Source organism: Siphonobacter sp., assembly GCF_048595215.1.
GTDB lineage: Bacteria > Bacteroidota > Bacteroidia > Cytophagales > Spirosomataceae > Siphonobacter.
Map to the genome: position 1 here is coordinate 1 of NZ_JBMDWJ010000181.1, position 13,055 is coordinate 13,055.

General features: G+C 48.3%; 6 protein-coding genes. 3 read left to right on the forward strand and 3 right to left on the reverse strand.

Annotated features, from left to right (window positions below):
* Both ACOJTG_RS10685 and ACOJTG_RS10690 read right to left on the reverse strand, forming a co-directional pair.
* Positions 1–1,188 (reverse strand): efflux RND transporter permease subunit (locus tag ACOJTG_RS10685; RefSeq protein ID WP_420153799.1); only part of this gene is annotated, 1,188 nt, incomplete at its 3' end.
* Between the two features lie 192 nt (positions 1,189–1,380).
* The gene (locus ACOJTG_RS10690) at positions 1,381–2,799 is read right to left on the reverse strand and encodes a TolC family protein (protein WP_420153800.1); all 1,419 of its coding nucleotides are present in this window, start codon (positions 2,797–2,799) and stop codon (positions 1,381–1,383) included.
* A 631-nt stretch (positions 2,800–3,430) separates the two neighbouring features.
* Here ACOJTG_RS10690 and ACOJTG_RS10695 point away from each other — a divergent pair.
* A complete protein-coding gene (locus ACOJTG_RS10695) occupies positions 3,431–4,747 on the forward strand; it encodes an MFS transporter (protein ID WP_420153801.1) in 1,317 nt (438 codons plus the stop codon).
* A gap of 17 nt (positions 4,748–4,764) precedes the next feature.
* Here ACOJTG_RS10695 and ACOJTG_RS10700 read toward each other — a convergent pair whose 3' ends face one another.
* Positions 4,765–5,913, reverse strand: a complete 1,149-nt coding sequence (locus tag ACOJTG_RS10700; RefSeq protein WP_420153802.1) for a cysteine desulfurase family protein — start codon at positions 5,911–5,913, stop codon at positions 4,765–4,767.
* Positions 5,914–6,605: 692 nt separating this feature from the next.
* Between ACOJTG_RS10700 and ACOJTG_RS10705 the strand changes: the two genes are divergently transcribed.
* Both ACOJTG_RS10705 and ACOJTG_RS10710 read left to right on the forward strand, forming a co-directional pair.
* On the forward strand, positions 6,606–9,845 hold the full coding sequence (locus tag ACOJTG_RS10705; RefSeq protein WP_420153803.1) for a TonB-dependent receptor: 3,240 nt from the start codon (positions 6,606–6,608) through the stop codon (positions 9,843–9,845).
* 134 nt (positions 9,846–9,979) lie between these two features.
* On the forward strand, positions 9,980–13,055 hold a 3,076-nt coding region (locus ACOJTG_RS10710), incomplete at its 3' end, for a carboxypeptidase regulatory-like domain-containing protein (protein WP_420153804.1).

The window sequence follows — 13,055 nt, forward strand, 5'->3', positions numbered from 1 at the left end:
TACGGCCAGAGCTAACCCAGAAAGGGTCATGGTATTGATGGATTGTCCGAACAGATGGAGCATCATCACCGCAATCAGTACCGAAATCGGAATGGTCAGTACTACGATAATCACACTTCGCCAGTCCCGCAGGAAGAGCAGTACCATCAAACCCGTCAGTAATGCTCCGAGTACTCCTTCCGTTACCAGACTTTTCAGGGCATTGGTTACGTAAACGGACTGGTCAAATTCGTAGGAAATCTTGACGTCTTCGGGTACGGATTTCTGTATTTCAGGTAATGCATTTTTCAGGTTCGTTACTACCTGTAACGTCGAAGCATCCGATTTTTTTACAACGGGGATATACACCGCCCGGCGACCGTTCACCAAGGCGTAACTCACTGTCACGTCGGCACCATCTTCTACCGAACCAATGTCCCGCACGAACACGGTTGGACCGGAACCCGTACGAATCGGGATGTTCAGAAAATCTTCGGGTTTCTGTACTAATGAGTTGACGGGCGTCATCACGGCCTTATCGCCGACCCGGATATTCCCAGCGGGCGAGGGCTGGTTATTACTAACAATGGCTTTGATGACCTCTTCCGGCGTCAGCTGATAACTCTGGATACGTTTGGGATCGACGCGTACGACGATGGTCCGCTGGTTCCCTCCAAAGGGAGGCGGACTGGATACGCCTTCAATTCGTGAGAACATGGGCCGTACCCGCGAGGAGGCATAATCCTGAATTTCATTGAGGGAGCGGGTAGCACTTTCAAACACGAGCTGCCCGACGGGTACGGAGCTGGCATCGAAGCGAACGACCTGCGGCGGTACCGTTCCTTCGGGCATGTAGGCCTTAGCCCGTGAGACGTTGTTGGCGACCTCCGCCGCCGCCTGAGCCATGTCCGTACCGGGATAAAACTGCAGTTTGATCAGCGACAAACCCTGAATGGTTTTCACATCGACATCCTTGATACCGGATACGTACAGAAAGTGATCTTGATACCGAGTGGCAATGAAGCCGTCCATCTGGTCAGGAGCCATACCGCCGTAGGGTTGCACGACATAAATGGTAGGCAGATCAAGGTTCGGGAAAATATCGACGGGAATCGTTCGCAGGGACAGTACCGAAAAGAACAGTAACCCTACCACGGCCACCACCACCGAAATGGGCTTCCGCAAAGCGGATCGAATGAGTTGATGCATGAGAGATAGTTTTCAGTCTTCTGTTTGCAGTTTTCTGTTTGCAGTTGGTCGAGGCGAGATTGTTCATTAGACGTTTAGAACGTAGTTTTAATTAGGTAATCCATTTTCTACAGTACCTCAAAAGCCTATCATTTCTAATTAGGTCCAAACGTTCCTTTACCAACTTCAAACAGAAAACTTCAAACTGTAAACTCATTTAGGCACTTGATTCAGAAACACCGCCAGATCACCTTCGGCGGCGGCGATGCGTAAGAGGGATCGCCAGGCATTGCTGGTGGAAACGTAGGTATCTACCTCGGCCCGGTTGAGGGTTAGGAAGGTCTGTAGTACCGTGGGCAAATCAGCCAATCCGTTTTTGTAGCGAGCCTGAGCCTGATTGTACGCCTGCCGGGCGGCCCGTAACTGCACGGGAGCCTGCCGGGCCTGTTCAAGGGCGACGCGAAACTGCGTTTCGGATTCCCGCTGAATCCGTTGCAGGCGATTGTCCTGTTCCTGATACAGGTGCTGGAAGCGTTCAGTCTGGGCGACCTCCCCCCGGTATTCGCGTTTGAGGCGTAAGGCATTCGTCAGGTTCCAGCGGGCCGACACCCCAAACAGGTAATTGCCCACCTGATACCGGATGCCGTTGGACAGGTCCGTTCGGTAGACATCCCCGTCGTTTTGTACCCCTGAACCCCTCGCCCAGCCCGCTCCCACCAGCGAGATCGTGGGCCACAGCGAGCGGCTGGTGGCCGTGCTGCGGGCGGCTGCCCAGTCGATCTGGCTGCGGGAAAATCGTAAGGCCGGGTGGTTACGGAACAAACTGTCACTCGCGGCGGGTGACAGGGGCAACTGGGTATAGAAAGACAGGCTATCCACTTGTAGGTTATCCTGTACCAATCCCGTCAGCTCCGAAAGTCGGAGTCGCTTGACCTTTTCCTTCTGCTGACTTTCAAATAACAGAATGCGGGCCCGCGAGGCCTCCGCCGTCGCCAGCGAGCTATCCACACCGGGACGCATACCGGAGCGAACACCAGAGTCGACGATCCGTTTGAAGGTCAGGGCCCGATCCAGGTTTTGCTGTTGAATCGTTACCAGTTTCTGCTGAATCAAAAGCGTCAGATAGGCATCGGTCACCCGTACCTGATGCTGAAAGCGTTCGTTCGCGTAGTCTTCTTCGGAACGGCGAACCTCGGCGTTCGCAGCCTTGATGTTCGCTTTCACGCGACCGAAATTGATAACCCGCCACTCCGCAACGGCCGTGGTAAAACTGCCAAATACGCCTTCGTAGTTGTTTTCGGGACGCACCCCACCAGAAATGGCCACGGCGGTTCCTTCATTGTTGAAGACCGACCCCGTGATGCTGTTGTTGGTGGCGTAGTTGTACTGGTGCTGGAGCGTTACGATGGGTAGTCGCTCAGTCAGGGCTGCCGATTCCCGTTGCTGGGCACTCTGAATTTCCGATTGTTTGGCTTTCAGTAGTGGATACTGCGTAACGCTTCGGTCGAGTACCTCCCGTAAGGTTTGCACCTGACCCATACTGGGCAGGGCTCCCAGCAGACAGGCCCCGAGTAAGAACCTTCGCGGGCTTTTCCTACACAAAAAATTCAAGGGAAGAGAGTTCATACGCATACACCGATCGTTTAACGATGCGATCGATGCCTGCAAAACAAGAAGTCAATTCTGGAAACATTTGGGAAAAGAAATCCTTGGATTCACCAAATTTTATGAATCTATTTATCACCTTATACTTTAATAAAATAAGGCAATTCTTTCTAAAGCCAAACGGATGGCTGCTCACTAGTGCAGGTTTCCTAACCGGTACCCATATCCAGGCGGGTTCTTACCTGCTTTTATCTTGCGTAACAAGGCAGTTAGAAACTGCCAAATGGCAGGTACACGTTTGGAAACTTGCACCAGTAGATCCTTGCTTCCATCGAATACCCCAACTCTGGAGGGGTTCAATGTCAATAGCCCCGTATGAAATGCGGGGGTAATTGTGATGGGGTAATCATCGCCGTTCCCCTGGGTGTAACCCAGGGCTAATTAGATTAAACCCCTTCGGGGTTGCGTGATCCCCGCCTCTATTCTATCCATTATCCCTTATAATGCTCCAGACACTCCAACCCTGCCTCGGACGAAATGCGGGCTAACTCAACAAGCAGGTACAAACCTTGCAAGAAACGTACTTCTCATCACCCGAAAAATCCCTTAAACAAATTCATTTTCAGAAAGTTATGAAAGGGTAATAATGCTCTTTTACATGCCGCTGGAACCCTCCACGTATGCGTTAGCTCTGAGTGAACGTCGCTGGTTACGCTATTTTGCCTTTTTTTACCTATACGTCATGCAGGGCATTCCGGCGGGTTTCGGTTTATATACCCTGGCTAATTATCTCACTGCTCATCAGATTTCCCCGGCTGCAGTGGGAGTCTTCGCCGCTACGGTTGGCCTTCCCTGGTCTTTTCAATTCATCTGGGGACCTCTCATTGACAAGTATCAGCAATCTACTATGGGTCGGCGGCGGCCCTGGGTATTGCTCGCTCAGACCCTCGCTCTACTAGCCTCACTGGGTTTATTGGTTGTCGACGATCCGATCCGGGAGCTCTCCTCGCTGCAACTGGCCTTTTTCGTGCATAGTGTTTTTGCTTCGGTACAGGACGCCAGCGTAGATGCTTTGGCTATTTCTGTCATTCCGGAAAACGAACGCGGTCGCCTTACTGCCGTCATGCGGGGCGGTTTCCTCGGCGGCATTTCGCTCGGCTCTGCCGGATTGGCAGTAGTAATGCACATCTACGGATTTCATGCGGCTGTATGGACGCAGTCACTGGTACTTTTATCGCTAACCGTACTGACCTTTTTCATCAAAGAACGACCCGAGCAGGCGTTGTTCTCCTTGAAACAAATCCCTTTCGTACAGGCTAGTCTTCCTTCAGCCAGAGGATTATTCCGCGAACTCTTTCAGGGTTTAACCGAAAAAAGGAGCCTGCGGCTGTTCATACCTATCCTTCTGTATTATGGCTGTCAGGCGGTATTCAGCCGGGCTTATTCCGTACACCTAATTCAGCGACTAGGCTGGTCGGACACGGACGTATCGGTTCTACAGGGCACTTTGGGCACGCTGGTCGTGATTGCTGTTGTACTCTTGGGTGGAATTATTGCCGATCGCATGGGAGCCCAGCGACTGATGGGCCGGGTCATGCTCGGGGCGGGGCTATTTTTACTTACGTTCAATTTACTACATATCTATTGGCACGAGCTGGCCGTGGGGCGAACGGGTCTGGTGGCCCTTTCCATGATGGACCCTAGTTTCAGCGTAGCCAGTATGCCCGTACTGATGGCACTTTGCCGGAAGTCCGTGGAAGGCTCGCAGTTCACCGCTTATATGGCGATGGTTAATCTTACGGACATCACCGGAGCTTACGTATCGGGTCAGGCCCAGATGAGTATACCCGCTCCGGTTCTGGGGGCTATCTGTGGCGTAGTCATCCTGGTAGCGGCCTTACTGGTCTGGTCGCCTTACCCCTGGACTCGATTTCAAACAAAAATTGCCAGTCCGAAGACTGGCAATGAAGTATAGTAACAACCTGAACTAGCTTAGCCTACCCGTTCCACTCCGGCGATGACCGTGAGTTTTTCTACGACGGTATCAATTTCCTCCCGGGTATTGTATTTCGAGAACGAAAAGCGGGCTGAAGGACGTGAAGGATCGGCTTTAAGGGCCGTCAGCACGTGTGAACCTACATCCGAACCGCTGCTACAAGCGGAACCTCCCGAAGCAGAAATACCTTCAATATCGAGGTTGAACAACAGCATTTCGCTATCGGCAGTCGGCGGAAAACTTACGTTCAGCACCGTATACAGACTCTGTGCCGAGTTCTCCGGATCACCGTTGAAACGTACGTCGGGGATGGCCTCTTTCAGGCGTTCAATCATGTACGATTTCAAACCCTGCACGTGCTGCTGGTGTTCGCTCATTTCGGCATACGCCAGCTCCAGGGCTTTCGCCAAACCAGCAATCCCGTAAACATTTTCCGTACCACCCCGCATGTTACGTTCCTGGGCTCCTCCGTGAATGAAGGGGGGAATCCGGGTACCGCTTTGCAGGTACATGAAGCCTACGCCCTTGGGTCCGTGGAATTTATGGGCCGCACCCACGATGAAGTTCGTCTTCAGGCGTTGCAGATCGTGCACGTAATGGCCCATCGTTTGTACCGTATCCGAATGGAACAGGGCTCCATATGCCGTCGCCAGTTCACCTACCCGATCCAGATCCAGCAGATTACCCACTTCGTTGTTACCGTGCATGAGTGAAATCAGGCTAGTGGGGTTCGTTTTTAGTAACTCCTCCAGATGCCCGTAGTCCACGTAACCTTTGGCATCCAGTTCTACGAAAGAGACGTTGGCCAGGCCTCGTTTCTGGAGCTCTTCCGCCGTGTGCAGCACCGCGTGATGCTCAATTTTAGACGTGATGATGTGTTTGATTCCTTTCGCAAGAACCGTATTCTGGATAATGGTATTGTCGGCTTCCGTTCCTCCTGAGGTGAAAAAGATCTCCGAAGGCGAGGTGTTCAGCAGCTCGGCTACTTTTTTTCGGGCCTTTTCAATCGCTGAACGTACCACGCGGCCGTGACCGTGGATGGACGAAGGGTTACCAAATTGCTCCCGCATGAGGGGAAGCATCTCTTCCAGTACCAGCGGGTCCAGAGGAGTAGTCGCCGCATTATCCAGATAAATTCTTTTCATAATTGGGGATGCTAGTAAGCGTATAACCTGAGAAGAAAGAAGTTTGCTGATTAATTGGCAAAGATAACAGCAATCCCGCATTTACGGTTCATGGGAGGGCGGTCTTACGCGAGCAGGACTGCTTCAATTGAACGTTGTTTCTCTTCGTCGTATAGCTATCAAAGTTCTTAAGTTTCCAGTACAGATTGCTTCGTATAACCCCTTACGTAATTGTCGATTCTTTGGCTCTAGCCCGATACAACGTATACTTAAGACCCATTTAGAGTCTATCGGCCAATTTTAATTGGTCCTATGCCTTCTCCGCAAATATTTAGCGGTTCAACTTTGAGTAGAAGTGGCTAATTCATCGGAAATAGTAAGACAATTTAGATTCTATAAAAATAAGAGGAGTAGTTCTTTTTAAAAGAGCTGTATGGAAATAGTACAATCTTACCATAAACAAAAACTTAATGATTATTTAACATTATGAAAATTGATTTATTTAAATATAAAAATGAGCATTTCCTATAAATCAATACATTATTGTTATAATTTAAATCAAAATCAAAAAAGCAAGACTTGAAAAAAGACAAAAACATGTGTTTCTTTGTATTGAATTTTACATAGCATACCCTGTAAAAAGTTCAATTTAATTCATTCACAAATTTCTTATGATGAGGAAATTTTTACCACTAACCCGGGCTTTAGGAGTTATGGTGACGCTGTTGCTACTCTTAGCGGGCAAAACCACCTATGCTCAGGTTACTACCTCTTCCATTGTTGGCCGTATCACTGATAACAATGGAGAGGCTTTACCAGGTGCCACGGTAAAGGCTACGCATGAACCTACTGGCACGGTGTACGGCACCGTTACTCGTGAAAATGGACAATACACACTTCCAAACTTACGGGTGGGCGGCCCCTATTCATTAGAGGTAACCTTTGTAGGTTACACACCTAAAAAACTTACGGATTTAGCCGTTGCCTTGGGTACCCCACTTTCGGCTAACATCACGCTGGAAGGCGGCTCAGCTAACTTACAGGAAGTAACGGTAACAGCCGATAAAGGCAGCGTTATTAGTTCTGTCAGAAACGGTGCTTCTACGTACATTTCCTTACGTCAGATGCAAAGCTTGCCTACCATTAGCCGGAGCGTGCAGGACTTTACACGTTTAACTCCTCAAGCGAACACGGCCGGTTCAGGTACTTCTTTTGCCGGGCAGAACAACCGGTATAATCAGTTCACCATCGACGGTGCCAATGCTAGTGATGCTTTTGGTCTGGCGGGTACGGGAACAAATGGTGGTCAGGCTAACCTAAACCCCATCTCCATTGAGACCATTCAGGAAATGCAGGTGGTACTTTCTCCTTACGACATTACGTATGGTGGTTTTACGGGCGGCGGTATCAATGCCGTTACGAAAAGTGGTTCCAACACTTTACATGGCTCCGTTTACGGACAGTTCCAGAATGAAAAATTCGTAGGTAAGAGTGCTTCCTACAATGAAACTACGACCCGTAATCCCTACGCTGAGTTCAGTAACAAAACGTTCGGTGCTAGCTTGAGCGGTCCGATTATTAAAAATAAGTTGTTCTTCTATCTGAACGGTGAACGTTTCGTAAAGTCCACTCCCCTGGCTTTTGATCCGACCATAGCCGGTTCGGGTTCAAGAGTAAATGCGGATACGCTTGCAGTACTCCGTCAGTATATGATTACTAACTACGGTTATGATCCTGGAACTTATGGTGCTCTGAACAACGAAAACAAGTCTACTTCGCTGTTTGGTCGCTTAGACTGGAACATCAACCAAAAGCATACCCTGACGCTGCGTCATAATTACGTAAACGGTAGCAATGACGCCCTGAGTCGTACGCCTACTGCAGTACCTTTCTCGAATACAGGTTACCGCTTTGTAAGCAAAAGCAACTCAACTGTATTAGAGTTGAACAGTAACTTTTCGTCAAAAGCTTCGAACGTTTTACGCCTGACTTACAATACGGTTCGTGACAGCCGAGCTACGGGATTCTTCCCTGGCTTGACGATCAACAGTTACGATTTAGGCCAAAAAGCTACCATTACCTACAACTTAGGATCTGAAAACTCTTCTCAGGCCAACAGTTTGGATCAGGATGTCATTACGCTTACCGACAACTTTACGCTCTACAAAGGCAAGCACACGATTACCTTCGGTACGAATGACGAGTTTTTCAGCAGTAAAAATATCTTCCTACAAGGATACTACGGAAACTATACGTTTGGCGTAGGTGGTACTACCGACCCGTCGAGCATTTCTAATTTCTTTGCGAATAAGGGCCTCACGCAGTACAACGTAGGGTATTCAACCAGTTCCAATCCTGCGGATAAAGCAGCGGCGAACCTCCGGGCAGCTCAGCTTAGTGTCTATGCTCAGGATGTCTGGAATACCACAGATCGGTTGAAGCTCACCTACGGTTTACGCCTGGATTTACCCGTATTCTTCAGTGATCCTGCCGAAAATACCGCTTTCGCTACGGCTTTCCCCGGATATAGCACGAGTCAGATGCCTAAGGGAAAACTTCTATTCTCACCCCGGGTAGGCTTTAATTGGGATATCAACGGGGATGCTTCTACGCAGGTTCGCGGCGGAGCTGGCTTGTTCACGGGTCGTATTCCCTTCGTATGGATTTCCAACCAGTTATCGAATACGGGCGTAACGAATATCAACTACAGTGTTTCTAATTCGAATGCTGCTGGACGGGAAGCTTTAGCTGGAATCAAATACAACTTTAACCCCAATGACGTACACGCCGGAGCTTACATCCCAACGTCGGTAACGACGGCCTCTCCGGTTATCAACGTGATTGATCGTGACTTCAAATTTCCTCAGGTATTCCGGGCAAACCTAGCCGTGGATCGTAAGTTAGGAATCTGGGGATTAGTTGGAACGTTGGAAGCGATTTACACCAAGACGCTCAACAACGCCAATTACCAGAACTTGAACCTGAGCGAAAACGGTGAAGGAACCGTTACGTTAGGCACGACGACTCGGCCCCTGTGGACGAAGCGTAATACGACGTCTTTCGGTGACGTACTGCTGCTGAAAAACACGAACAAAGGGTACAGCTATAGCCTTACGGCACAACTTCAGAAACCCGCCGATCGCGGCTGGTCAGGTATGATTGCCTACACCTACGGACGCACGAAGTCACTGACTGATTTGACTAGCTCAGTAGCCTATTCAAACTGGCGTTTTGCTTATGCCACCAACGGTTTGAATCGTCTGGATCTAGCGAACTCTAACTTTGATATGGGTTCACGGATCGTCGGTAACCTGAGCAAAGAATTCCGTTACGCTAAAAACTTCGCGACAACCATTACCTTGATTTACACGGGTCAGTCTGGTCAACGCATGTCTTATCTGTACAACCGGACAATCACGGGTGATGACATCTCAGGTGCGGCATCGAACACGATTGCGTACATTCCCTCTAACCTTTCCGAAGCTAATTTTGCTGATATTCGGGGTGGAGCAACGGCTGCTCAGCAGTGGACTGACTTCCAGGCATTTGCTCAGGCTAATAGTTACCTGAAAGAAACAATGGGTAAGAACTCCGTGCGTAACGGCGACCGTCTGCCTTTCGAAAACCACTTCGATCTGCGTTTGGCTCAGGACTTCATCTTCGGCCGGAACCGTCTGCAAGTTTTCTTCGATGTACTAAACGTAGGCAACTTGTTGAACAAGGATTGGGGACGTGCGTATTCGTTATCTAACCAATCGGTTAACTTGTTTACGGTCGTAAATTCTGGTGCTCAAACGCAGAACGGTACGGCTTTTACGCCAACAGCTGCTAAGCCTGCGGTACAGTTTAACATCAATAACATGAATAACATCAACGGAACGTACCGTCCATACTTCGTAAGCGACTTCGCCTCACGTTGGAACGCTCAGATCGGAGCCCGTTATTCATTCTAATTTTTTCTTCGTTCGCAGTATTAAAAACCTGGCAGTTTAAGTAGTTATTCTGTCAGGTTTTTTTAGTAAACAGCCACCCATCTTGATCAAATATATACCTAGTCAACTTCCTTAAATTCCCAAATCAAACTATTGTGAAAACACTTTTAGCAAAATCCAGGAGAACGCTCGCGTGTCTGGGGCTAGTCTTAGCCGCTCTTTGTGGTCTCAATCAAGTACAAGCCCAGGTGACGTCGTCGACGGTAACCGGGGTTGTCGTTGATAACAAAGGAGAGGCTCTTCCCGGAGCCACAGTCGTAGCTATTCACGAACCTTCCGGTAGCCGTTATGGTACGACTACGAACGCCTCGGGTCGTTATACCCTGATTGGCGTACGTGTTGGAGGCCCCTTCCGCATTACGGCCACTTTCGTAGGTTTTCAGGAACAGGTGAAAAATGAGATTTACACCAGCCTGGGAACTTCCTCTGACGTAAACTTCCAATTATCGGATGCTTCTTCTCAACTTTCTGAAGTAGTCGTAACCGGTAATCAGAATGGCGTTTTCAGTTCAAACCGCACCGGAGCAGCAGCTTCCTACGGTCGCGAAACGATCAATACTATCCCTACCCTGGGTCGTACGATCAATGACATTACTAAGTATAATGCCTATGGTAATGGTCAATCCTTCGGCGGTCAGGATGCCCGTTTCAATAACATCACTATTGACGGTTCCGTATTCAACAATGGCTTTGGTTTAGGTTCTTCGGCTTCAGCCGGTGGACGTACGGGTACTACTGCCGTTTCACTCGACGCTTTAGATGAAGTACAAGTGAACGTAGCTCCCTTCGACGTACGTCAAACGGGTTTCTCAGGTGCTGGTATTAATGCCGTAACGCGTTCTGGTACAAACGAAGTGTCAGGCTCGGTGTACTATCTGTTCCGTAATTCGGATCTAGCTGGTAAGAAAGCCGATGGTCGCGAGCTTCCCCCGGTGACGATTAACAACAATACCTACGGTTTCCGCATTGGCGGCCCGATTATCAAAAACAAACTATTCTTCTTCGCTAACGTTGAACGGTACACTAGCAGCGTTCCCGCGTTGGATTGGGTAGCGAATCGTCCCGGAGCTACGGGCAACGTGTCGCGTACGACAGCAGCCGATTTGGAAGATTTGAAGCAATTTATGGCCACCAACTTCAACTTCGATCTAGGTGCGATTGACAACTTCAATAACGAAATCAAGAGTACTAAGGGTTTACTTCGCCTAGATTATAACATCAACGATAATCACAAATTATCCGTACGTTACTCACATCACAACTCACAATCTGATCAGGCGATAAGTAACAGCAACAGTAGCTCTACAGCTGGCTTTGGAAACCGCACGGGTTACGCTACGGGAAGTTACAATGGAGGTTTAGCTCTCTCAGCTCAGAATACGGGTTATAGGATTGCAGACAATACTCGTTCCATTGCTGCAGAATTAAGCTCAACGTTTAACGGTAGGTTTGCCAACCGCTTGATTGCTACCTATAACAAGCAAATTGAAGATCGTGCGTATCGTACTGGTATCTTTCCAAGTATCGATATTTTGAAGGATAACGCGACCTATACTTCCGTAGGTTTCGATCCTTTTACACCTAACAACAAGCTGAACTATTCTACTTTAAATATCACGAATAACTTCAGCTATTTTGCAGGTAAACATACTTTGACGTTTGGTTTAGCCTACGAACACTTTACGTCAAATAACGTATTCTTCCCGGCTTCCAATGGCGTATATACCTATAACTCCATTGACGACTTCAAAACGGCGGCGTTAGCTTATCTAGCAAATCCAAACGCTACAACTTCACCCGTACAGGTTAGAAGATTTAACTATCGTTACTCTTTACTACCCGGCGGAGCCGAGCCTTTGCAGACGTTAAAAAGAGCGACTTACAGTGCTTACCTACAGGACGAATTCCAGGTGAACCCTAATTTCAAACTGACCGCGGGTGTACGGGCTGATATTTTTGCTTACGATAAATCAACGGCTAAAAGCTTCTATAACCCCGTTTTAGCTGAAGATTTAGCCGGTAAATTCCACGACGAAAATAACAATCCTTATTCAGTCAACACTGGAGCTTTCCCTAAAGCTCGTTTGCTGATCTCTCCTCGGATTGGTTTTAATTGGGATGTAAAAGGGGATAAAACTACGCAGGTCCGCGGAGGTAGCGGTTTCTTCGTTTCACGAATTCCAGAAGTACTGGTATCGAACCAGCTCGGAAACAATGGTATTAATACGGTATTGATTAGGCGAGATAATACGTTTGATGCTCCGTTTACACTGAATCCAAGTCAATTTATTCCTTCTGAAACGGACATCAGAAAGCTAAGCCCCTATACCGTAAACGCAACTGATCCGAATTTGAAATATCCGCTGGTATGGAAAACGAATTTAGCCGTCGATCAGCGTCTGCCTTTGGGTTTGATTGGAACGTTGGAAGTTATTTATAACAAAACCCTTCAGGGTCTTCGTTACATTGATGCGAACTTAAAAACACCGGACCGTAACTTTACGGGCCCTGATACTCGCGATCGGTACCCTTCTTCTAATTTTGTTAATGCCGCAGTTACGAACACGTTTGTACTTAAGAATATAAATAAAGGCGAAGCATATACCCTCACAGCTAAGTTAGAAAGACCTGTTTCTAAAGGCTTTGGAGGTATGTTGGCTTATACTTATGGCCAAGCAAGAGATTTACAGTCCGTTGGTAGTACAGTTCAAGCTAATATCCCAAGCGTAGATGGTCAGAACTATCTGGGTGTTTCTTACGCGGATAACGACCTGCGTCACCGAATCATTGGTTACGCCAACTACCGCATCAACTACGGTGGTACCTTCGGTGGTTCTACTACGTTCACGCTCGGTATGACTTCCGCTAGTGGTGGTAAGATTTCCTATACGTACAACGGTGATATGAATGGAGACGGGCAAAATGGCAACGACCTAATTTATGTTCCCACCTCTGCTTCCCAGATCAATTTTGCTCCCCTTACCGTTGGTACAGGTGCTAATGCCCGCGTATATACAGTGGCAGAACAGCAAGCTGCCTTTGAAGAGTATATTAATAATAACAAATACTTGAAGGCTCGTCGGGGTAATTACGCTGAACGTAATGGTGGACAATTCCCTTGGTTGACTCGTTTTGATTTTACAGTTATTCAGGAATTCTACGTCAAAACTG

Coding starts and splice junctions, on each gene's coding strand:
- ACOJTG_RS10690 (WP_420153800.1), bottom strand. CDS start 2,799: ATGCGTATGAACTCTCTTCCCTTGAATTTTTTGTGTAGGAAAAGCCCG.
- ACOJTG_RS10695 (WP_420153801.1), top strand. CDS start 3,431: ATGCCGCTGGAACCCTCCACGTATGCGTTAGCTCTGAGTGAACGTCGC.
- ACOJTG_RS10700 (WP_420153802.1), bottom strand. CDS start 5,913: ATGAAAAGAATTTATCTGGATAATGCGGCGACTACTCCTCTGGACCCG.
- ACOJTG_RS10705 (WP_420153803.1), top strand. CDS start 6,606: ATGGTGACGCTGTTGCTACTCTTAGCGGGCAAAACCACCTATGCTCAG.